Origin of the sequence: Arthrobacter sp. U41 (assembly GCF_007679325.1) — a bacterium.
Taxonomy (GTDB): domain Bacteria; phylum Actinomycetota; class Actinomycetes; order Actinomycetales; family Micrococcaceae; genus Arthrobacter.
In genome coordinates this window covers 305570-327068 of sequence record NZ_VEGI01000002.1, presented here as the reverse complement: position 1 = coordinate 327068, position 21499 = coordinate 305570, and the positions used below count along the sequence as shown (strand labels likewise).

The window sequence follows — 21499 nt, the reverse complement described above, 5'->3', positions numbered from 1 at the left end:
CATCTGCCCCCCAGATATTCCCGGACTGATATATACCTGAAACGGAAAATGTAGACCATGAGTGACGAAACACCAGAAGTTCCGGCCGATGCCGAGACCCCCATCGAGGGGACTGTCCTTGACACCGATGTGCTGACCGACCGCGTTGAACAGGTTGACCTGCAGACGGAAATGCAGCGCTCCTACCTCGACTACGCGATGGCCGTGATCGTGGGCCGTGCCCTGCCCGATGTCCGGGACGGCCTCAAGCCGGTCCACCGCCGGGTGCTCTACGCGATGTTCGACGGCGGCTACCGCCCGGAGCGCTCCTTCAACAAGTGCGCCCGCGTGGTGGGCGAGGTCATGGGCCAGTACCACCCCCACGGCGACACCGCCATCTATGATGCGCTGGTCCGCCTGATCCAGGACTGGACCATGCGCTACCCGCTGGCGCTGGGCCAGGGTAACTTCGGGTCTCCCGGCAATGACGGCGCCGCAGCACCGCGGTACACCGAAACGAAGATGGCGCCGCTTGCCATGGAAATGGTCCGCGACATCGACGAGGAAACCGTCGATTTCCAGGACAACTATGACGGCAAGAACCAGGAACCCACCATCCTGCCGGCCCGCTTCCCGAACCTCCTGGTCAATGGCTCCTCCGGTATCGCCGTCGGCATGGCCACCAACATTCCGCCGCACAACCTCCGCGAGGTTGCCGACGGCGTCCAGTGGTACCTGGCCAACCCGACCGTCTCCCGCGAGGAACTGCTCGAAGAGCTGATCGTGCGCATCAAGGGACCGGACTTCCCGACCGGCGCCACCATCCTGGGCCACAAGGGGATTGAGGACGCCTACCGCACGGGCCGCGGCTCCATCACCATGCGCGCCGTGGTTAACGTCGAGGAACTCCAGGGCCGCACCTGCCTGGTGGTCACCGAACTGCCGTACCAGGCCAACCCGGACAACCTGGCCATCAAGATTGCCGAGCTGGTCAAGGACGGCAAGATCTCCGGCATCGCCGACCTGCGCGATGAAACCTCGGGACGCACCGGCCAGCGCCTGGTGATCGTGCTCAAGCGCGACGCCGTGGCCAAGGTGGTGCTGAACAACCTGTACAAGCACACCCAGCTGCAGGACAACTTCGCCGCGAACATGCTGGCAATCGTTGACGGCGTCCCCCGCACGCTGAGCCTGGACGCGTTTATCCGCCACTGGGTCACGCACCAGATGGACGTCATCGCACGCCGGACCCGCTACCGCCTCCGCAAGGCCGAGGAAGAAGCACACATCCTGCGGGCACTCCTGAAGGCATTGGACGCCTTGGATGAAGTGATTGCGCTCATCCGGGCCTCCAGCACCACCGAAGCCGCGCGTGACGGCCTGATGGAGCTGCTGGACATCGATGAGCTCCAGGCACGCGCCATCCTGGACATGCAGCTGCGCCGGCTAGCAGCCCTGGAACGCCAGAAGATCCAGGACAAGCATGCCGAACTGGAAGCTGCGATCGCGGAATACAACGCGATCCTGGCCTCCGAGGAACGCCAGCGCCAGATCATCAGCACCGAGCTGGCTGAGATTGTCGACAAACACGGCGATGACCGCCGTACCAAGGTCCTGCTGGGCTTCGACGGCGACATGTCGATGGAGGACCTGATTCCCGAAGAGGAAATGGTGGTCACCATCACCCGCGGCGGCTACGTCAAGCGCACCCGCAGCGACAACTACCGTTCCCAGCAGCGCGGCGGCAAGGGCATTAAGGGCGCGCAGCTGCGCGGCGACGACGTCGTCGAGCACTTCTTCGTCACCACCACCCACCACTGGCTGCTGTTCTTCACCAACCTCGGCCGGGTCTACCGGGCGAAGGCGTACGAACTGGTGGAAGCCGGACGCGACGCCAAGGGACAGCACGTGGCGAACCTGCTCGCGTTCCAGCCGGACGAGCACATCGCCCAGGTGCTGGATCTGCGGGACTACCAGCAGTCGCCCTATCTGGTTCTGGCCACCAAACGCGGGCTGGTGAAGAAGACCCGGCTGGAGGACTACGACACCAACCGCTCCGCGGGCGTCATCGCAATCAACCTGCGCGACGGCGATGAACTGGTCTCCGCCCAGCTGGTCTCCGAGACGGATGACCTGATGCTCGTCTCCCGGATGGGCCAGTCCATCCGCTTCACCGCCACCGATGAGGCGCTGCGGCCCATGGGCCGGGCCACGTCCGGCGTCACGGGAATGAAGTTCCGCGAGGACGACGAACTGCTGGCGGCCGACGTCGTCACGGACGGCTCATTCGTGTTTGTCGTCACCGAGGGCGGCTATGCCAAGCGCACCGCCGTCGAGGAATACCGCCTCCAGGGCCGCGGCGGCCTGGGCATCAAGGTCGGCAAGTACCAGGAAGAACGGGGCCACCTCGTGGGCGCCCTGATTGTCCAGGAAGAAGATGAAGTCCTGGTGGTCATGGAAGGCGGCAAGGTGGTCCGTTCCTCGGTGGCCGGAGTACCGGCCAAGGGACGCGACACCATGGGTGTCATCTTTGCCAAGCCGGACAAGAACGACCGCATCATCGAGGTGGCGCGCAACAGCGAACGGGGCCTCGAAACCGATGAGGGCGCCGAAAGCGAGGGTGCCGAAAATGAGGCATCGGCGCCGGATGACGTAACGTTGGCTGAAGATACCGGATCACATGAGGGGTCCGCAGCGGAAGAATCAGCACCGGCCCCGGAGTCAGATGAGTCATCAGGCAATGCCGAGCTGGACGAAGACAACACCGGAGGTAACGCGTGAGTAATTCCGACTCATATCCCAAGACGAATAGCGGCATTCCCGGCGGAGTGCGGCAGCCAGCCTCCGCGCCGCGGGTGAGCGCGCCGTCCCGCCCCGACCAGCGTCCCGCCGGTGCCAGCGCCACGGCCCAGCGGCCGCAGGCGCCGGGGCAGCGTCCAGCGCAGGGACGCCCGGCGGCTCCGGGACAGCGTCCGGCCGCACCGGGACAGAACCGGCCGGGACAGAACCCATCGGGGCTGATCAAGCCGGCACCCAAAGCCAAGGTCCGCCGCGCCCGCCTGCTGGTGAGCAAGGTTGATCCCTGGTCCGTCCTGAAGATGGCTTTCCTGCTTTCCGTGGCACTGGGCATCGTGACCGTCGTGGCCGCGATCGTGCTGTGGACGGTCCTGGACCTGACCGGCATTTTCGATCAGGTGGACGGCCTGCTGGGAACCCTGGCCGGCTCGGAAGGCGGCGGCTTCGAATTGAAGAAGGTTGCCTCGCTGGGCCAGGTGGCTTCTTTTGCCACCATCATCGCCGTCATCAACGTCGTCCTGCTGACGGCCCTGTCGATGCTCTCGGCAGTGCTGTACAACATCTCGGCCACCCTCGTGGGCGGCATCGGCGTCACCCTCACGGACGACTAGATCCCACGTTTTTCCCGGAAATTTGCCGGGGAAATGCCTCGATTTGAGATCGGGCCGGGATGTGCTGTAAAGTCATATCTCGGCCCGATGAGGCATCGGGGCGTATAGCTCAGGCGGTTAGAGCGCTTCGCTGATAACGAAGAGGTCCCAGGTTCAAGTCCTGGTACGCCCACGGAATCTGTACAGATTCAAGTGGAGGTTCGGTTGATATTTGTTTATCGAAGAGCCGGAACGGGGTGCATGTGAAGAAGTTGCTGGCTGTTGCAGCTACGATCGCAGGTGTCCTGCTCTACAAGAAAGTGCAGGAATCAGAAGCCCGGAAAACGGTCTGGAGCGAATCAACCGATACGGTTGACTAGCCCGGATTACCCGGATCGGGAGCTGGAAATCAGCTCGCCGAACTAGGGTATGATTGTCGGGTTGCTTCTTATGGGGGCATGGCGCAATTGGTAGCGCACCTGCTTTGCAAGCAGGGGGTTCGGGGTTCGAGTCCCCGTGCCTCCACCATAGGGAAGGCCCCGGATCGCGGAAACGCGGTCCGGGGCCTTTCGCATTCCCGGGAAGCTCCGGACTGAATCTAACCGGGCACGTGACTTCCGTATCACTCCTTGGGTTTGGCGTAGTCGTCCATGCCCTGCCAGTCAATGAACACGTACGGCTCGTCTCCGACCACCCACGCGTCGTGCCCCGGCGGGATGTAGCCAAAGTCGCCCGGGCCGAATTCATTCTCCTCGCCGTCATCCATAACAACCTTGAGGCGGCCCGAGACGGTGTACCCCTTATGGGCAGACTGGCAGCTCTCCGTCTGGGCGATGGGCTTCACGTGCTGTGACCATTTCCAGCCGGGCAGGAAGGTGGCCCGCCCCACCGCGCCGGCGTCGAGATTGACCAACTCCACCTGACCCATACCGTCTTTCACGGGCCGTGTTTCTTCCGGACTGTCCAGGCTTTTGCGAATCATTGCGGCCATGATGGTCTCCTTTGTGGATGGTGGTGAGACCGGATTTAAGACTGTCACCGCGGTAATTGGCCGTCAAGAACCCAATCCATCACTGAGCCGCCGCTGGTCCCCACTACTGTTGGACCGTGAACTTCTTCCTTGCTGCCCTGGGCGTCCTCGGCGTGGCCTCATCAGGGCCGCTCATTGCCGCGACCCTGGGGGCAACGTCGGTCAGCGCCCTGGCAATCGCCTTTTGGCGCAACGCGATCGGGTCCGTGGTCATGGCCGGACCCGTGCTGGTCCGCGATCCCCGCCAGCTTCGGCGGGTCACCGGCCGCGAATTCCGCTGGTCACTGGCGGCCGCGGTCGCCCTGGCGCTGCATTTCGCCTGCTTCATCACCTCGCTGCAGCTCACGTCAGTGGCGGCTGCTACGGCCCTGGTCTGCCTGCAGTCCGGCTGGATCGCCATCTTCCAGATGTTCCGGGGCGTCAAACACCGCTGGCCGGTCCTGGTGGGGTTGGGGATTGCCTTCGGCGGCGTCATAGCGATTACCGGGTTCGACATGGGCACCTCACCGGAAGCGCTGCTGGGCGACCTCCTGGCGGTGGCAGGAGGGGCCCTGGCGGGGATCTACACCCTGGCTGGCGGGCAGGCTCGGCAGACCATGGGGACAGGCGTCTACACGACGCTCTGCTACGGCATGTGCGCGGCTGTCGTCGCCGTGCTGGCCTTGTTTTGGCAGCAGCCCCTTGGCGGGTTCGAAGCCGCGGGCTGGTTCGGCATCCTGGCAATCACGGTGTGCGCGCAGCTGATCGGGCACACGGCCTTCAACCACCTGCTCGCCACGATGAGCCCGTTGCTGGTGTCGATGATCATCCTGCTGGAGATTCCCGGTGCCGCGCTGCTCGCGGCGGCGTTCCTGTCCGAAACCCTGCCGGCCGGCACCTACGCCGGGCTGGCGATGATCCTGGTGGGGCTCGCCGTCGTCGTGGTGGGTCAGCGGGGTTCCCGCTCGGCCCGTCGGCCTGCAGCGCCGCTGGCCGAGCTTGGAACGGACTGAGGTCCGGGGCCGGCCGTAGTGTGCCTACTGGCCGCCGCGGCGGGCCGTCTGGGCCGTGTTCACGGTGTGGATCGCGCGCAGCAGCTTCGCCGGGAAATACACCGAGAAGAAGACCACCATAGGGGCCTTGAGCGCCATCTTCTTGACGTTGTGGGCCTTGTACGTGCGGTCAAAGCGCGTCACGTAATAGCGGTAGTCGCGGGGCGAGTCTTCGAGCCGGCGCGCGGACATACCGGACACCATCTGCGGCCAGTACTGGATGCGGAGGTCATGGTCGGCCAGGTGCAGGGACAAATCGATGTCCTCGTGCATTTCGTCCTTCTCGTCCAGGCACGCCTCGGCCCGGATAACCTCCCACGCGGACCGGCGGAGAGCCATGTTGGACCCGAACAGGAAGTGGTACTGGTGTTTCGCCAGCCGGAGCATCAGTTGGCGCATTTTGTCGTCGGCCTTCAGGCCGAAACGCCGCATCGGCATGTCGTAGTAGACAACCGGGCCGGTCGCGGCGTGGACTGCCTCGTCGCGGAAGGCTTTCTGCACCTGTTCCACCCAGTCCGGTTCCAGCACCGAGTCGGCGTCGATCCGGCCCAGGATGTCCCCGCTGGCGTGGTCCAGGCCGAAGTTGCGGGTGGGGATCAGGCCCTGGACCAGGTCCTGGCTGAGCAGAATGATGGCGCTCTCCGGATACTCCAGCTGCATCTGCCGGACAATATCGGCGGTGCGGTCCTTCGACATGTTGTCGACGACGATGATCTCGTGTGCCGGGACAGACTGGTACACGGCGGCAATGAGACACTGCCGGATAACACTTTCCTCGTTGTACGCCGGGATGACGATAGAGACAGCCGGTGTCTGCACAGCATCGTGTAAGGCATCCCCAGGGGATTTTTCGGGTGACATCCCCACAAATTTAGCACCAACGGAATTTTTCCCGCCCGGCGCCGGGCAGGGTCCAGGCTACGAACTGGTAAATTTCGGGGCACAAAATTTCGGGACACAAAAAGGGAGGAATCCCGCCCCTGGCGGAATCCCTCCCTTGACGGTTTCCCGAAGGAACCCTGGACGCTGCTTAGGCGCCGGTGTTCTTGTCCGAACCGTTGTTCCGGCTCGCAGCAATGTTCCGGACCGCGGTCTTCGCGTCGGTGGCTACCTTCGCGGTGGCGTCCTTGATGTCCTCGGCTGCGTCCTCGGCCGCGTGCTTGGCCTTGTCAGCTGCCTCATCGGTGGACTTGGCGAGATCACCCGAAGCATCCGCGGTGGCGTCGGCTGCGGCGACGGTCGCCGAACCGGCCTGGTCGGCAGCTTCCTTGACGGAATCCTTGACCTCGTTAACCGTGGTGGCCGGCACGGGGGCGGGCGTCACGGGAGCCGGGGTCTTCCAAGGATCCTCGACGGGCTTGGAAGCCTTCCAGGCGGCAGCTGCGGCGGCCGCGGCCGCGGCGATGATGCCGAAGATCAGCCACCCGCGGTGCTTGGACTTCTGCGGCTTGGCAGTCTCGATGTTGACGGCCTTGCCAGCCTTTTTCGCTGCGACCTTGACGTGGCTGCCGGCGGTCTTCGCCTGCTCCTGGACGGCGTGGATGATCCCCGCGTCACTGAGCTTCTGTGCAACCGCGTCCACATGGGCCGGAGCGCTCTCAAGCGTGCGGTGCACGGCGTCGGAAGCCTGGCCAATCTGGGTCGAGAGCCTGGGCAGGTATTCAACCACCACCCGGTCACGCGCGTTGGCGATCACCGGTGTGGCCTTGTCCACTGCCTCGTGCAGACGCGGAGTAGCGCCCTCCACGGCGTCATTGATTTTTGGTGCGAGGTGGGCGAGCCCGTCCTGGAGGCGCGGGGTGACCGTCGCGACGCCGCCGGCGAGGTTGTAGGCTGCCGACTTAAGCCCCTCCTGAATCTTGGGAGAAGCGGTGTCCAGGCCCTGCTGCAGACGCGGAACAGCCCAGTTGACTGCTGCCTCAACCCGCGGGCTTGCCCAGTCCTTGGCGTTCTCTACCCCTGTGCTGACCGAGTACTCCAGCTCACGGGCAATACGATCCGTTTTCTTCACAACTACCTCCCGATTAATGTGACGGTTCTGGTGTTAGCCTACGTGTCCGGGACCTCACCGGCTATTCTTCAGGCCGATTTCGAGCGGATTTCACCCAGCGCGGAACTGGCGGGCGGGCCCTGTGCGCACTTGCCTGCCGTGGAAGAATAGGCCTATGACTGCCATCGCAACCGCAAAAGCAACCATCCACACGAGCATGGGCGACATCGTCGTTAACCTCTTCGGCAACCACGCCCCCAAGACCGTCGACAACTTCGTCGGCCTGGCCACGGGCGAGAAGGCCTGGACCCACCCGGAGTCCGGCGAGGACAAGACCGGGACGCCGCTGTACGACGGCACCATCTTCCACCGCATCATCAAGGACTTCATGATCCAGGCCGGCGATCCCCTGGGCCGTGGCGTGGGCGGACCGGGCTACAAGTTCGACGACGAGATCCACCCGGAACTGACCTTCAACGAACCCTACAAGCTGGCCATGGCGAACGCCGGCATCCAGATGGGCCGCGGCACCAACGGCTCGCAGTTCTTCATCACCACCATCCCCACCGGCTGGCTGCAGGGCAAGCACAGCATCTTCGGCGAAGTGGCGGACGAGGATTCCAAGAAGGTTGTTGACGCCATTGAAGGTGTCCGCACCGGAATGGGCGACCGCCCGGTCGAGGACGTCACCATCAGGAACATCACCGTAGAAAAGCTCTAACCCCAGCGCATGAGCTACGGAATTCCGGCGGCAGAGCCGTCCGCGCAGATCCCGGTGTGCCCCCGGCACCCGGACCGGCCCGCCTATGTGCGCTGCCAGCGGTGCGGGCGCCCTGCGTGCCCCGACTGCCAGCGGGCGGCCGCCGTCGGATTCCAGTGCGTTGACTGTGTCAACGAAACAAAACGTACGACGCCGGAAGTCAAGACCGTCTACGGCGGCACCATGGCCACCGGCAAGCCCGTGGTCACCTATACCCTCATTGCCCTGTGCGCCCTGGTCTTTGTTTTCCAGTGGCTGATCCCCAACGACGGGATCTACCAGAACCTTGCCTTTGCCACCGTCTACGCCTCCCCGGAATACGGCGTCTTCGAGCCCTGGCGGATGGTGACGTCGGCTTTCCTGCATTCCCAGGGCTTCATCCTCCATATCGTGCTCAACATGTACATGCTGTGGATGTTCGGCCAGGCGCTGGAGCCGCTCCTGGGACGGATCCGTTTCCTGGCGGTCTATTTGCTGTCGGCCTTCGGCGGATCAGTCGGCTACCTCCTGTTGACGCCGGCGTACGTGCCGGGCCAGCCACTGAGCGGTGTTGTGGGAGCATCGGGCGCTATCTTCGGGCTTTTCGGTGCCATGCTGGTGGTCCAGCGGCGCCGCGGCGGAGACACCCGGCAACTCTGGGTACTGATCGTTATTAATGGTGTCATCGGCTTCGTGGTTCCCTCGATTGCCTGGCAGGCCCACCTTGGTGGTGCGGTCACCGGTGCACTCTGTGCTGCTGTCCTGGCCTACACGCCCCGCGGACCACGTCAGGGCCTGTTGCAAGCCGGCGGCCTGGTACTGGTTTTGGCCCTGCTGATCGCAGTCTCGGCCCTCCGCGTCGCCAGCGCCTGACCCGGACCGTTCTCTTCTGGCGCCCGTCTGGGCACTTCGCGGTCTTTCTCCCGCTCCCTGTGTTTCACGGGAGCCTTCCGTGCGGGCACCCACGCCGTCCCCGCGTACTTCCCCTCCCTCTGTTTGTCCACGGGAGCCTTCCGTGCGGACACCCACGCCGTCCCCCGCGTAGTTCCCTCCCCTCGCTGACCCCGCTCCGACGTTCCCGCCCAGTTGCTTGGTCCTTGACCGCGCCGTAATACCTCTGGCCCTGCTTGACCGCTGGTGCGCGGGTCTTTGGGTGGAGCAACTGGGCTGGAGCGTCATTCGCGGCGTCCCCCGGCCAAGGGCACGCCCGGGCGGCCCGATGCCTGGCGACGGAAGCTCTTTTCCCACAGCTGTGGCCAGTTATCCACAGCACGTAGCGCTGTTACGCCTACCTCGGCGCCACGACCGCATTGTTGCTCAAGCGCCCAATGAAGCCCTGTGCGTGATCGGCCTGAAAGTTGTCCACAGCCTTTATCCACACTGTTGGTAACTTACATGCCTGTAGTTCACGGTGGCGTCCCTGATCTGAGGGCCACAACTGGCGATTTCGAGTTGGCGCCCCCAAGGATCTCCACAATTGTGGATAACTCCTGTGGGCGACCCTGTGGTTAAGTGGACAACCCAGGCTGGAAAGCGCATTTAACCAGCGTCTGCAGGGCGGCCGGCGGGGAAAGCGCCGGGGCCGCACGCTCCGCGGGGATCTTGACGCCAGGTTCAAATCTGATTTCAACAGGGTTGTTCACAGTGTTAATAACTTGTTGCTCCAAGTGTTTCCGGCGAAATTACCGTCACGGGGCCTAAGGAGCCTGCCGAGGGCGCTCGAACCGGTCAGTTATCCCCACCTGTGGATAAGTTGTGGGTACTGGATTGTTGTTAAGTGGATAAGACGGTCATGGCGCCGCAGCCGAGCGAATTAGCCAGGACATCCTGCGCTACCGTCGGCGACTACGGCTTCAGTGCCCACAGCGACAACTTATCCACAGGGAATCCACACTGTTAATAACTCCCAGCCGTGCAAGTCCGCGCAAGAGTGGCCTGTGGACCCGCTGACGGGGGCCAGCACACGCGGAAGTCGGCGCCTGCGGAGATTACTGGCTCCCGGACGTTATCCACACTGTGGATAACTGTGGATGAACTTGTGCACAGTTGTGCACAGCAAGACGATGTCAGCGGGGCCAGACACCTGACGTGCCCCGCCGGTGGCTGTCCACCAGGTGTGTGTCGATCATGCCGATCGCTTCCATCAGGGCAAACATCGTGGTGGGCCCAACAAACGCGAAACCCTTTTTCCGCAGCGCCTTGGACAAGGCAATCGACTCCGCCGAGGTGGTGGGGATTTCTTCGTGCGACGTCGGGGTGGGCGTGGATTCCGGCTGGAACGCCCACACGAAGTCCACCAGTCCGCCGTCGTCCCTCAGCGCAATGGTGGCCCGGGCGTTGGTGATGGCGGCCCGGATCTTGAGCCGGTTGCGGACGATGCCGGCATCGAGTAGCAGACGCTCAACGTCTGCGTCGGTGTAAGCGGCCACCGTGTCGGGATGGAAATCGTGGAAAGCGGCGCGGAAGGCCGGCCGTTTCCGCAAAATGGTGGCCCAGGACAGCCCGGCTTGGAAAGCCTCGAGGCTGATGCGCTCGTACAGGCCCTGCTCATCCCGGACCGGCAGTCCCCACTCGGTGTCGTAGTACTCGCGCAGCATCGGGTCCACCGCCGCCCACCGCGGCCGGGCCAGGCCGTCGTCGCCGATTACCGCACCGGTTACTGCCGGGTCCATCCGGGTTCCTTCGCTCGCATTGGTTCTCTGTTGCTGAATTATCGGCCCGTCAAAGGGCAACCAGTTAACGCAAAAGGCCGGCACACGCGGTGTACCGGCCATTCATCTGTTGCAGCTAGTGTCAGGAACGCCAGCGGGTAGTCATGAGGAAGCCGATGATGGCGATCCCAAAACCGGCAATGATGTTCCCCGATCCCCAGGCGGCGACTGGAAGCGTGCCTTCGCTGATGTAGAAGGTGATGATCCACAGGAGGCCGATGATCATCAGGCCGAACATTACCGGCTTGAACCAGACCGGGTTGGGTTTGTAGGTCTGCGCGGCGGAAGTCTGCGGCGTTGCGTGGTTCGCGCCTTTACGGCGCTTTGACTCGGGCACGGGTCCTCCTACGGCTGGAACAGGAGCGGGACCCTGGCTTGATATCCTGCAAGAAAGGAATCCACCGGCGGTCAGCGCGCTCTTGGTCATGGTTAAGTTCTTATTCGGAGCCAATTCTAGCTGTAGTTCAGGCCACAGTGGTGCCCGCCGCGAACGTCCGGGAGGAGAAACCACGTGCTGCAGCTGCAGGAGAAAGCCGCCCCCGGGTCGACCCGCCGCCGGGGCGTTTCCTTCCGCGTCGTCCAGGTCCTGGGTGAGCTGCTCATCACCGCCGGGGTGACCGTGCTCCTTTTCATCGCGTGGCAGCTGTGGTGGACCAACCTGACAGCTGACGCAGCGCAGCGTGCCGCCATCACCCACTTCGTCCGTGACCTCCCGGCTGCGCCGGTCCGCTCATCCAATATCGACCACGGTTCGCCGAAGGTGGCTGCGGAACCCGAAGCGGGCTCGACCATCGGAATTGTCTATGTTCCGAGGTTCGGTGCGGACTACGCCCGGCCCCTGGTCCAGGGAACCACGCCCGCCGTGCTGGATTCACTCGGTCTGGGCCACTACGAGGGAACCGCCATGCCGGGCGCGGTGGGCAACGTGGCGGTGGCAGGCCACCGGCAGACCCATGGCGCGGTTCTGGACAACGTCGACGCTCTGGTCCCCGGGGACCGTATTTACATCCAGACGCGCGACGGCTTCTACGTGTACAGCTTCCGGAACAGCGAAGTTGTCCTTCCCGCCAGGACAGACGTCCTGCTCCCGGTGCCGACGCAACCGGCGGCCTCCCCCACGGAGCGCTACCTCACGATGACCAGCTGCAATCCCCGGTTCGGCTCCCAGGAACGGATCATCGCCTACTCGCTGCTGGAATACTGGCAACCGGCGTCGGCGGGCCCCCCGCCTGCGATCGCCGGCCAGGTCCAGCGCGCCGCCGGGGAGGTCTGAGCCGTGTATGCCTGGATCTTCCGGCATTTGCCCGGTCCCTTGTGGCTTCGCATTGCCACCGCGCTGGTGCTGGCCGCCGGCGTGCTGGTATTGATGGTTCAGTTCCTTTTTCCCTGGATGGCACAATTCACCCAGTTCACTGATTCAACGATTGGTTCAGCAAGGCCATGAGCACAACCAAAATCCTCGTCGTCGACAACTACGACAGCTTTGTGTACACCCTGGTGGGATATCTCCAGGAACTCGGTGCGGAGACCACCGTGGTCCGCAACGACGACGTCACTCTGGCCGAGGCGATCGAGCTCGCGGAAGCGCGCGACGGCGTCCTCGTCTCCCCGGGCCCCGGAAACCCCGCCGGGGCGGGGGTCTGCATCGAACTGATCAAGTGGTGCGGCAGCCATCAGAAGCCGATGTTGGGTGTCTGCCTGGGCCACCAGGCGCTGGCTGAGGCCTACGGCGGGACCGTCACGCACGCGCCCGAGCTCATGCACGGCAAGACGTCCCTCGTGGAGCACCGCGGCGGAAGTGTGTTTACCGGGCTGCCGTCGCCCTTCACGGCGACCCGCTACCATTCCCTCGCCGCGGTCCGGGAGAGCATTCCGGAGGTCCTGGAAATCACCGCGGAGACGGCGAGCGGAGTTGTAATGGGACTTCAGCACCGCACCGCGCCCCTTTGCGGGGTGCAGTTCCACCCGGAGTCGGTGCTCACGGAGGGCGGCTACCAGATGCTCGGCAACTGGCTCGAGTCCCTGGGCATGGCCGGTGCCGCGCAGCGCGCCTCGGCGCTGAGCCCGCTCATCAAGCACTAGCGGGAGCGTCCGGCAAGGGGAAGCCCTATTCGTCCCGGTCGCGGTCGTTGTCGCCCCTGGTGGACGTCGGAGTCGGGGTCGGCGTCGGTGTGGGGCTCGGGGACGGCGGGGGCGGGGGCGCCTTGGCAACTGTCACGGCGATCGTTTTGCCCTGTTCCACCAGTGCCTCCGCGGCGTCGGCCTGTCCGGTGACCTTTCCCGGTTCCACCTGGGAGTTCTCGACCTCCGTGGCGTTCATGCCAAGGCCCAGAGCCTTCAGCGCAGCCTCGGCGTCGGCGCGCGGGAGGCCAACCAGTTGCGGGACCGCCACCTTTCCGGTGGACACAATAATTTCCACCGTGCTGCCCGGCGCTACGTTTTGCCCCGGCGCCGGTTTGGTGGTGATCACGATGCCGGCCGGCACCGTGGCGCTGTTGGCCATGGTGGTCCCCGGTGCGCCGGCGAGCCCCTTCTGGCGCAACGCATCGCGGGCGGCCGCCTCCGTGCGTCCGGGCAGGTCCGCGGGGATGGTGATGACGCTGGGGCCTTCGGAAATATTGAGTGTGATGTCAGAGTTCGGGTCCAGCGCACTCCCCTCGGCCGGCACAGTGCCCACGGCCACACCCTTGGCGATGGTCTCGTGCTGCAGCCGGCTGAGCTGCGGTTTGAGCCCCGCGTTGTAGAGCCTCTGTAGCGCTTCAGTCTCGGTCAGCGACGTTACCGACGGCACCAGGACCTTGGCCACGGGCGGCGGTGCCTGGTTCATCATGTTGTAGAGCCACAGGCCACCTCCTGCCAGCACCAGGACGGTGAGGATCACCAACGTGGCTATCCACGTCCGGCGGCGGGACTTCTGACGCGACGTGTCCTCGCGCTCGGGCGGCAGGACCAGCGGAAGGCTGCCCGTATCCTCGGCACCGTACACGTTGCCCTGCGCCGTCAGCGCGTCGACATCTTCGTCCGGGGACTCCAGGGCAGGACGCAGCCGGCCGGTGGGATTCTCGTCGAGGAACTTGGCACCGGTGACCGAGAAGGCTGCAGTCGGGGCAATGCCCGGCGTCGGAACCGTGTCCTGGGGGTCGGTCGCCGCTTCGCTGGCCGCCGGGGGGACCACGCCGACTCCGCTTCGCGCGGCCCGGAGGGCACGGCGGAATGCTGCGGCGTCCTGGAAGCGGTCCGCGCGGTTCTTTTGCAGGGCCTTCATCAGCACGCTGTCCAGCGCCTCGGAGACATCCGGATTCAGGCTGCTCGCCAGTTCAGGGATCTCGCGCACGTGCTGGTACGCAACGGAAACGGGACTGTCGCCGATGAACGGGGGCCTGCCGGCCAGCATCTCGTAGAGCAGGCAGCCTGCGGAGTAGAGATCGCTCCGGGCATCGACGGTCTCGCCGCGGGCCTGTTCCGGCGAAAGATACTGGGCGGTCCCCACCACGGCCTGCGTCTGGGTCATGGTCGCGGCGGAATCCGCCATGGCACGGGCGATTCCGAAGTCCATGACCTTCACGCTGTTGGATTCCGGGCAGAACATCACGTTGGCCGGTTTGATGTCTCGGTGCACAATTCCGGCTTTGTGGCTGTAGTCCAGGGCGGCGAGCACCCCCAGCGTGAAGTCAATCGCCTGGTCGATGCTGACCTCTTTGGCCCTGATCATGTCCCGGATTGTTTTCCCGGAAACGAATTCCATGACGATATACGGCACCCGGACGGTGTCTTCGTGATCCCCGGGGACAGCGTGGTCCCCCGTGTCAAAGATGGCAACGATCGAGGGGTGGTTCAGGGCGGCCACCGCCTGGGCCTCGCGCTTGAACCTGGCCTGGAACTGGGGGTCCCGGGCCAGGTCCGGACGCAGCAGTTTGACGGCCACGGTACGTCCGAGGCGGGTGTCCACGCCGCGGAAGACGTCGGCCATACCGCCGCGTCCGATCAACTCACCCAGCTCATAGCGACCGCTGAGGACGCGCTGGGTGTTCACGGGGCCGCGGTCCTCCCGGTGCGATGGGGTGCGGGGTGAATTGGGCACGATGGGCTACGTTCCCGTTGGGCTCGGGCTGGATTCCGCGGCGGGGGCCTTGGCCAGATGGTAGGTGACGACGGAGCCGGCGGGCACAGGGCTTCCGGAAGGGGGCTCGGAGCTGACGAACGTGCCAGGCTCCTCGCCATTCGCCGGATCGACGTCGGCGCCCTTGGCCCAGCGCAGACCCGCATCCTCAATGGCTTTCTGGACGGTGTTCTCGCTTGCTCCCGACTGCAGGGTCGGCACCGGTACTGTTTCCGGTTCCTGGGTTTCCGGCCCCTTGGAGTAGCTCACAGTGATTGTGTCGCCCGGCTGAACCTGCCCGGACGGGTTGATGTCGACGACGGTTCCGGGAGCGGCGTCGTTGAAGACCTCGGCGCCATCGACAGTCAGCCCCAGGCCGATCAGCGCACTCCGGACATCGTTGTACTGCTTGCCCAGGTACTCTTCCGGGATCAGGTTGATCGCGGCCGGGGTGGACTGGGTTGGCGGCGCGGACGTGGTGGTGGGGCTGGGGGTGGGACTGGGGCTGGTCGAGGTGGGCGAGGCTTTGGTGGTGGTCGGCTTCGCGCTGGTGGTCACGGCGCTGCTGCTCGCAGGCGTTTCGGGAAACAGGATTCCAGCCTGGGTGAGAACAATACCCACCAGCGAGAACAGCACCAGCAGGATCAGGGCGATCAGAGGCCAGGTCCAGGGGCTGCGGCCGCGTTTTTCAGGCTCTTCGGCCGGCTCGTCGTAGTCGCCGTCGTCCTCCTGTTCCCAATCGCGCTCCGCGGCGAGGGCGTCCGCCCGCGACAGCGTGTTGCGTGCCCCGTACGCGCTGGCGGCGGCTGCACCGGCAGCCAGACCCGCCGCCGCGCCCGCGCCAGCGGCGCCCACCACCGGCAAAGCGGAGGTCGCCGACGTCGTCCGGTCCGGCCCGCCGATGACACCTGTCGCAGCGGTGGGAACGTCCACCGGCGCCGTGATGGGGCCGGTTGCCTCCTCAAAGAGCAGCATGCCCGGAACGGCGGCGTGTGCTGCGGCGATGTCACCGTTGCGGATGGCCTCGGCGGCCTCGGACAGTTTGAGCGCGTCCGCCGGGCGGTTCTTGGGATCCTTCGCCAGCATGGACATCAGCAGGGCGCGGACAGGCTTCGGCAGGGTTTCCGGCAGCGGCGGCGGGGCGTCGTTGACCTGGGCCAGCGCGATGGCGATCTGGGATTCCCCGGAGAACGGACGGTGCCCGGTGAGGCACTCATAGCCGATCACGCCGAGGGCGTAGATGTCCGAGGCGCCGGTGGCCAGCTGGCCGGTGGCCTGCTCCGGGGCCAGGTACTGGGCAGTGCCCATCACCTGCCCGGTCTGGGTCAGCGGGACCTGGTCGGCCAGGCGGGCGATGCCGAAGTCCGTGACCTTGACGCGGCCGTCCGGGGTGATCAGGAGGTTGCCGGGCTTGATGTCGCGGTGGACGAGGCCCTGCGCATGGGCCACCGAGAGGGCGCGCGCCGTCTGCGCGATCATGGACAGGGTACGGTCCGGCGACAGTACCTGTTCGTGTTCGATGATGCTGCTCAGCGGCTGGCCGGGGACCAGTTCCATGACCAGGTACGCGGAACCTTCTTCCTCGCCATAGTCAAAGACGTTGGCGATGCCCACGTGATTGAGGAGCGCGGTGTGGCGTGCCTCGGCGCGGAACCGCTGAAGGAAGCCGGGGTCACCCGTGTACTCCTCCTTGAGCACCTTAATGGCGACGATGCGGCCAAGGATCAGGTCTTTGGCTTTCCAGACTTCTCCCATGCCACCGATCGCAATGCGCGTGGTCAGCTGGAATCTGCCGCCGAGGGTGATTCCTGATGAAGGCCTCACTTATTCAACACCGCCTCAAAAATCTTCTTCGCATTCGGACTGGTTAGCTGTGCGCCGGTGGTGATGTCTACGCCCTCCATGACGATAGTCACAGCCACCTGCGGGTCATTCGCCGGGGCGAACCCGGTAAACCATGAGTTGTTCAGGCCGTCGCCAAGCTCCGCGGTGCCGGTCTTGCCGGCCACCTCGACGCCCGGCACGGCCGCGCCGCGGCCAATGCCTTCACTGACGACGCTGACCATCCACTCGTTGATCTGACGGGCGATGTCCGGCGTTGTGGAGGTCCGCAGGACCTGGGGTTCCGGCTCGCTGATCGGACGCAAATCCGGGGAACGCACGGCCTTGATCAGGCTCGGCTGCATCTGCACCCCGTCATTGGCGATCGCGGCCGTCATCTGATTGATCTGGAGCGGCGTGGCGCGGACGTCGCGCTGGCCGATCGAGGACTGCGCCAGGCTGGCGTCATCCAGCTCTTCGTCCGGGAAGAAACTCGGGGCGGAGTCCAGCTTCAGCTGGGCGCCGAAGTCCTGGCCGAAGCCGAACTTTTCCGCCTCGTCCGCAATGGCCTGCTGATTCAGGTCCAGGGCGATGCTGGCGAACGGCGTGTTGCATGACTGCTGCAGTGCGAAAGCAAAAGTCGCGGTATCGCGGGTATAGCAGTTACCGCCGGCGTAGTTGGGCAGCGTGTAGTCGATGCCCGGGAATGACATTTCTGCCGGGTTGGGCAGGATGCTGTCCTTGTTGTACTTCCCCGATTTGAGCGCCGCGGACGTGTCGATGATCTTGAAGACGGATCCCGGTGCCAGCAACTCCCCGGTGGGGCCGCTGACGTTCTGGTTCAGGTTGATGCCGGGCACCTTGTTCAGCTCGGCGAAGTTGGCGGCCTCGGCCACCGGGTCATGAGTGGCGATCAGGTTGGGGTCATAGGAAGGTTTGGACACCATGGCGATGATCTCGCCAGTTTTTGGATTGGTCACCACGATCGATCCGCGCTGGCCTTCCGGGATGAGGTCGAACGCGAGCTGCTGGATCTCGGGATCGAGCGTGAGCTCCACGGAGGCACCCTTGGGCTGGTTGCCCAGGAAGAGCTGGCCGACCCGGTCCAGGAACTGCTGGTCCGAGCTGCCGGCCAACTCCTCGGACATCGTGCTCTCCAGCCCGGTTGCCCCGAAGCTCCTGGAGAAGTAGCCGGTGATCCCGGCATACGGCTCCGGCTGCGTGTAGGTGCGCTGGAACTTGCAGGTCTCCGCGGCAGGCACGGACTCGGCCACCGGTTTGCCGCCGACGATGATCGCGCCCCGGTCATTGCAGTAGTTCTGCAGGAGGGTGCGTTTGTTCCAGGCGTTGGCCTCAAGATCGTCCGCACCGATCACCTGCACGTAGCTGAGGGCGCCGAAGATCAGCACGAACATGGCGATCGCGGCGATCCAGGAGTTGCGAATGGCCTCGTTCACAGCTTCACCGCCTCGGTGGGAGCGTCCGGATTGTTCCGCCCGCTTCCGGGAAGGGCGGCCGGCTTCGATGGCATGGCAGGAGTTACTTTCTGTCCGTCGGGTTCTTCGCCCGGAGCCAGCGGGGTGGTGTCCACCGGGCCGCGGGCTGTGTGCGAGATCATCAGCAGCAGTCCGACGATGATCCAGTTGGCCAGCAGCGAGGACCCGCCGGCCGCGAGGAACGGGGTGGTGAGGCCGGTCAGCGGAATGAGCCGCGTGACGCCGCCGATCACTACGAAGCACTGCAGCGCGATAGCAAAGGAGAGCCCGGTGGCCAGCAGCTTCCCGAAGGCGTCCCGGGTGCCGAGCGCGGCGCGGAAGCCCCGGGTGAAGAGCAGAAGGTACATCAGGACGATCGCGAACAGCCCGATCAGGCCCAGTTCCTCACCGAAAGAGGCGATAATCATGTCGCTGTTGGCGAACGGAACCAGGTTGGGGCGCCCCTGCCCGAGGCCGGTGCCCACTAGCCCACCGTTGGCCATGCCGAACAGGCCCTCCACGATCTGAAGGCTGCCGCCGAACTCGCGTCCGTAGACCTCGTCGGTGAACGCGTTCAGCCACCCGTCAATGCGCAGCGCAACGTGGGAGAAAACGCGGGAGGCCACGAATCCGCCGACCGCAATGAGCCCGACGCCGATGATGACCCAGCTGATGCGGCTGGTGGCCACGTAGATCATGACGAGGAAAAGGCCGAAGAACAGGATGGAGGAACCAAGGTCCCGCTGGAAAATCAGGACGCCGATGCTCACCAGCCACGCGGCGATCATGGGGCCCATGTCCTTGAACCGCGGGAACTGGATGGGGCCGACTTTCCGCCCGGCCAGCAGGATGAGATCCCGGTTGGAGGAAAGATACCCGGCGAAGAATATGGCGAGCGTGATCTTGGCGATTTCACCAGGCTGGAAGGTCATGGAGCCGAACTTGATCCACACCCGCGCCCCGAGGATCTCGCCGGCCGATATGCCCGGAACCAGCGGCAGGATCAGGAGGACCGCGCTGACCGCCAGGGAGATGTAGGTGAAGCGACGGAGGATCCGGTGGTCCTTGAGGAACCAGATCACGGCAATCGAGACCGCCATCGCGACCAGGGTCCACCGCAGCTGGTTATTGCCCGTGTCTTCGCCGACGCGGTCCAGCCGGTGGATCATGGCCAGGCCGAGTCCATTGAGGGCCACCACCAGCGGAAGTATTACCGGATCGGCATATTTAGCGCGGAAGCGCAGCACGAGGTGGAAGGCGAGGGCTGCAGCGGCGAGCAGGCTCGACTGGAACCAGAAATCGGCGTCGAACGCCTTCTGCTGGTCCACGCCGACGAGGGCATTCGCGCCGATGCCGACAGAGAGGGCCAGCACGAGGAGGACCAGTTCGACGTTCCGGCGCGGCTTGGGGGTTGTGTCGATGGGTGTCATTGGCCCGCCTCGCAAATCGGCGCGGTGGGCGAGGGCGAGGGTGAACCGGCTGCGCCGGGGCTCGCTGTGTTGCCGGGGCTGGCCGTGGCGCTCGGGCTGGCCGTGGTTTTGGGACTCGCTGTCGCTGTCGCTGTCGCTGACGGCGTGGCAGTGGACGGGGACGGGGACGCGGTGATGCACTCGTCCGCGGGGGCGGTGGTGCCGGTGCGCTCCAGGTTTTTCACGATCCGCTGGGCGTCATAAAGATCCCGGGCCGGCACGGTCTGGCGGACCCGCTGCTGGGAGAATTCGGGGAGATCAGACATCCGGATCTCGGTCTCCGCTTCGAGGGTGGAAAGCTGGATGGGCCCCAGGCGCTGGGAGACCCCGTTGTAGATGGCCACGTGCTGGTTGTGCTCTCCGATGTAGTAACGCGTCTGGGTCCAGGCATAGCCGAGCCAGAGACCCACCGTGATCAGTGTCGCGATGGACGCTGCGATGGCGACTGTCACCCAGCGGCGGGGCCGGCCGGCAGGCTTGTACTCTTCGGCCTCTTCCCGCGCTTGCTCCGACTTGTGGGTCAGTACGGTGGCTGCCCGCCGGGCCATGGTACGCCCCGGGATGGTGGGGATGGAACCGGATTCCGCGGCCGCGGCCGCAGCCCCGACGAGTTCGTGGGGGCGGCCGGCAAGTTCCTCGCGGAGTACCTCGGCAGAAAGATGCTCACCCAGGTGCGGATCCGTGGACGTTGCGGGTTCTCCCTTGTCGGAGGTGCTGTCGGCCGGCTCTTCAGCGGCGCCCGCCTCAGCCGTCGCTTCCGTATTAGACGCGGCGGGGGCTGCGGATTCGCTGGTGGTCGCGGCCCCTGCAGTCCTGCCGGCGCTCTGTACCGCTGCGTTGCCGGTGGTGTCCCGGGGTGCTTCGACAGTCTTCGCTGCCCCAAAGGTGCTTCCGGACCGCCGCGGGGTGTTCTCGGACACGGTCGCGGTGACGGTGGAGGATGAGGGGGCCGGGACAACCTCGACGGCGGCGGTGCGGACGTCGTCGGTGGTCTGTTCGGCGATTTCCAGCATCACCACCGTGACGTTGTCCGGAGCGCCGGCCTCAAGGGTGAGATCGACCAGCAGCTCGACGCATTCGCGCAGGTTCCTGGTCTCGCGGACGGTGCGCTCCACGACGTGGCCCGCCACATAGTTCAGGCCGTCGGAACACAGCAGCCAGCGCTCACCGGGTTCGACGTCGAGCGTGTCCAGGTCCAGTTCAGGGCTGGCGTCAACGTCGCCGAGGACGCGCATCAGCACGTTTTTGTGCGGGTGCGATTCCGCCTCCTCGGGGCGGAGCCGGCCTTCGTCGATGAGGCGCTGTACGAACGTGTGGTCCACGCTGACTTGTTCGAACTCGCCGTTGCGCAGCCGGTAGGCGCGGGAGTCGCCAATGTGGGCGAAATGCAGTTTCCCTTCGGCCAGCAGGAGGGCCGTGACGGTGGTTCCCATGCCCGCCAGCTTGGGATTGATGTGGACGAGCTCGGAAAGCAGCGAATTGGCGGTCTGGATCTCGTCGGCCAGGACGGTGCCGGCGTCGCCGTCGTAGTCGTCCGTGTCGAGATGGATCATGTCCAACACCGTGGCGGCGGAAGCCACGTCGCCGCCGGCGTGTCCGCCCATGCCGTCGGCGACGACGGCGAGGTGGCGGCCCACATACGCGGAGTCGTCGTTTTTCGCGCGTACACGTCCGACGTCGGAGCGCGCGGCATAGCGCATGATGAGCGGCCGCGTCAGGGCAGGCGTGTTGCCTTCGGCCCTGTCTGCGGGCAAATCCGGGGCAGCCAC

Annotated in this window: 19 protein-coding genes and 2 tRNA genes; 11 read left to right on the top strand and 10 right to left on the bottom strand. The window is 65.1% G+C overall.

The annotated features are described in order from the left end of the window. The first annotated feature begins 57 nt into the window (after nucleotides 1-57). The 5 genes from gyrA (at nucleotide 58) to FS787_RS10280 (ending at nucleotide 3893) form a co-directional block, all read left to right on the top strand. On the top strand, nucleotides 58-2760 hold the full coding sequence (gyrA, locus tag FS787_RS10295) for a DNA gyrase subunit A (protein ID WP_144672330.1): 2703 nt from the start codon (nucleotides 58-60) through the stop codon (nucleotides 2758-2760). Next, on the top strand, nucleotides 2757-3386 hold the full coding sequence (locus tag FS787_RS10290) for a DUF3566 domain-containing protein (protein WP_144672329.1): 630 nt from the start codon (nucleotides 2757-2759) through the stop codon (nucleotides 3384-3386). Before gyrA ends, FS787_RS10290 begins: the two co-directional genes overlap by 4 nt. Nucleotides 3387-3484: 98 nt before the next feature. Continuing rightward, nucleotides 3485-3558: transfer RNA gene (locus tag FS787_RS10285), tRNA-Ile, on the top strand. Between the two features lie 64 nt (nucleotides 3559-3622). Next, a complete protein-coding gene (locus FS787_RS18055; protein ID WP_313959651.1) occupies nucleotides 3623-3745 on the top strand; it encodes a DLW-39 family protein in 123 nt (40 codons plus the stop codon). A 72-nt stretch (nucleotides 3746-3817) separates the two neighbouring features. Then, nucleotides 3818-3893: transfer RNA gene (locus FS787_RS10280), tRNA-Ala, on the top strand. Between the two features lie 94 nt (nucleotides 3894-3987). On the opposite strand, the gene FS787_RS10275 is transcribed toward FS787_RS10280, so the two are convergent. Then, on the bottom strand, nucleotides 3988-4356 hold the full coding sequence (locus FS787_RS10275; protein ID WP_144672328.1) for a cupin domain-containing protein: 369 nt from the start codon (nucleotides 4354-4356) through the stop codon (nucleotides 3988-3990). Between the two features lie 116 nt (nucleotides 4357-4472). Between FS787_RS10275 and FS787_RS10270 the strand changes: the two genes are divergently transcribed. Then, the gene (locus FS787_RS10270; protein WP_144672327.1) at nucleotides 4473-5387 is read left to right on the top strand and encodes a DMT family transporter; all 915 of its coding nucleotides are present in this window, start codon (nucleotides 4473-4475) and stop codon (nucleotides 5385-5387) included. 24 nt (nucleotides 5388-5411) lie between these two features. Here FS787_RS10270 and FS787_RS10265 read toward each other — a convergent pair whose 3' ends face one another. Both FS787_RS10265 and FS787_RS10260 read right to left on the bottom strand, forming a co-directional pair. Then, nucleotides 5412-6287 carry a glycosyltransferase family 2 protein gene (locus FS787_RS10265; RefSeq protein ID WP_144672326.1) on the bottom strand — a complete coding sequence of 292 codons (876 nt, stop codon included), beginning with the start codon at nucleotides 6285-6287 and terminating at the stop codon, nucleotides 5412-5414. A 169-nt stretch (nucleotides 6288-6456) separates the two neighbouring features. Beyond that, nucleotides 6457-7437, bottom strand: a complete 981-nt coding sequence (locus FS787_RS10260; RefSeq protein ID WP_144672325.1) for a hypothetical protein — start codon at nucleotides 7435-7437, stop codon at nucleotides 6457-6459. A 154-nt stretch (nucleotides 7438-7591) separates the two neighbouring features. Between FS787_RS10260 and FS787_RS10255 the strand changes: the two genes are divergently transcribed. Then, complete coding sequence (locus FS787_RS10255; protein ID WP_144672324.1) at nucleotides 7592-8137, top strand: peptidylprolyl isomerase; 546 nt, start codon at nucleotides 7592-7594, stop codon at nucleotides 8135-8137. 9 nt (nucleotides 8138-8146) lie between these two features. After that, entirely contained in the window at nucleotides 8147-9028 is an 882-nt protein-coding gene (locus tag FS787_RS10250) for a rhomboid family intramembrane serine protease (protein WP_144672323.1), read from the top strand. A 1193-nt stretch (nucleotides 9029-10221) separates the two neighbouring features. On the opposite strand, the gene FS787_RS10245 is transcribed toward FS787_RS10250, so the two are convergent. Further along, nucleotides 10222-10827 carry a DNA-3-methyladenine glycosylase I gene (locus tag FS787_RS10245; protein ID WP_144672322.1) on the bottom strand — a complete coding sequence of 202 codons (606 nt, stop codon included), beginning with the start codon at nucleotides 10825-10827 and terminating at the stop codon, nucleotides 10222-10224. 121 nt (nucleotides 10828-10948) lie between these two features. Further along, on the bottom strand, nucleotides 10949-11203 hold the full coding sequence (locus tag FS787_RS10240) for a cell division protein CrgA (RefSeq protein WP_144672321.1): 255 nt from the start codon (nucleotides 11201-11203) through the stop codon (nucleotides 10949-10951). A 183-nt stretch (nucleotides 11204-11386) separates the two neighbouring features. Here FS787_RS10240 and FS787_RS10235 point away from each other — a divergent pair, with 183 nt between their 5' ends. The 3 genes from FS787_RS10235 to FS787_RS10230 are packed head-to-tail and all read left to right on the top strand — an operon-like array spanning nucleotide 11387 to nucleotide 12948. After that, nucleotides 11387-12139: a class E sortase gene (locus FS787_RS10235; RefSeq protein WP_260982512.1), complete on the top strand. Its 753-nt coding sequence runs from the start codon at nucleotides 11387-11389 to the stop codon at nucleotides 12137-12139. A 3-nt stretch (nucleotides 12140-12142) separates the two neighbouring features. After that, nucleotides 12143-12310, top strand: coding sequence for a hypothetical protein (locus tag FS787_RS17980; protein ID WP_186329153.1), 168 nt, complete (start codon nucleotides 12143-12145; stop codon nucleotides 12308-12310). Further along, entirely contained in the window at nucleotides 12307-12948 is a 642-nt protein-coding gene (locus FS787_RS10230) for an aminodeoxychorismate/anthranilate synthase component II (RefSeq protein WP_144672319.1), read from the top strand. Before FS787_RS17980 ends, FS787_RS10230 begins: the two co-directional genes overlap by 4 nt. A gap of 25 nt (nucleotides 12949-12973) precedes the next feature. Here the strand turns inward: FS787_RS10230 and pknB are convergent, their stop codons facing one another. The 5 genes from pknB to FS787_RS10205 are packed head-to-tail and all read right to left on the bottom strand — an operon-like array spanning nucleotide 12974 to nucleotide 21499. After that, nucleotides 12974-14947 carry a Stk1 family PASTA domain-containing Ser/Thr kinase gene (gene pknB, locus FS787_RS10225; RefSeq protein ID WP_144672318.1) on the bottom strand — a complete coding sequence of 658 codons (1974 nt, stop codon included), beginning with the start codon at nucleotides 14945-14947 and terminating at the stop codon, nucleotides 12974-12976. Nucleotides 14948-14953: 6 nt separating this feature from the next. Next, nucleotides 14954-16789 (bottom strand): protein kinase domain-containing protein, encoded by a 1836-nt coding sequence (locus FS787_RS10220; RefSeq protein WP_144672317.1) that lies wholly within the window; start codon nucleotides 16787-16789, stop codon nucleotides 14954-14956. Continuing rightward, nucleotides 16786-18243: a penicillin-binding protein 2 gene (locus FS787_RS10215; RefSeq protein WP_144672316.1), complete on the bottom strand. Its 1458-nt coding sequence runs from the start codon at nucleotides 18241-18243 to the stop codon at nucleotides 16786-16788. Before FS787_RS10215 ends, FS787_RS10220 begins: the two co-directional genes overlap by 4 nt. After that, nucleotides 18240-19691 carry an FtsW/RodA/SpoVE family cell cycle protein gene (locus FS787_RS10210; protein WP_144672315.1) on the bottom strand — a complete coding sequence of 484 codons (1452 nt, stop codon included), beginning with the start codon at nucleotides 19689-19691 and terminating at the stop codon, nucleotides 18240-18242. Before FS787_RS10210 ends, FS787_RS10215 begins: the two co-directional genes overlap by 4 nt. Beyond that, on the bottom strand, nucleotides 19688-21499 hold the full coding sequence (locus tag FS787_RS10205; RefSeq protein WP_260982497.1) for a PP2C family serine/threonine-protein phosphatase: 1812 nt from the start codon (nucleotides 21497-21499) through the stop codon (nucleotides 19688-19690). The genes FS787_RS10210 and FS787_RS10205 overlap by 4 nt, the downstream gene beginning before the upstream one ends.

Excerpts from the sequence above, each read along its gene's own strand:
- FS787_RS10245 (WP_144672322.1), bottom strand. The coding sequence starts at position 10,827 with ATGGACCCGGCAGTAACCGGTGCGGTAATCGGCGACGACGGCCTGGCC.
- FS787_RS10230 (WP_144672319.1), top strand. The coding sequence starts at position 12,307 with ATGAGCACAACCAAAATCCTCGTCGTCGACAACTACGACAGCTTTGTG.
- FS787_RS10250 (WP_144672323.1), top strand. The coding sequence starts at position 8,147 with ATGAGCTACGGAATTCCGGCGGCAGAGCCGTCCGCGCAGATCCCGGTG.
- FS787_RS10265 (WP_144672326.1), bottom strand. The coding sequence starts at position 6,287 with ATGTCACCCGAAAAATCCCCTGGGGATGCCTTACACGATGCTGTGCAG.
- FS787_RS10275 (WP_144672328.1), bottom strand. The coding sequence starts at position 4,356 with ATGGCCGCAATGATTCGCAAAAGCCTGGACAGTCCGGAAGAAACACGG.
- gyrA (WP_144672330.1), top strand. The coding sequence starts at position 58 with ATGAGTGACGAAACACCAGAAGTTCCGGCCGATGCCGAGACCCCCATC.
- FS787_RS10210 (WP_144672315.1), bottom strand. The coding sequence starts at position 19,691 with ATGACACCCATCGACACAACCCCCAAGCCGCGCCGGAACGTCGAACTG.
- FS787_RS10255 (WP_144672324.1), top strand. The coding sequence starts at position 7,592 with ATGACTGCCATCGCAACCGCAAAAGCAACCATCCACACGAGCATGGGC.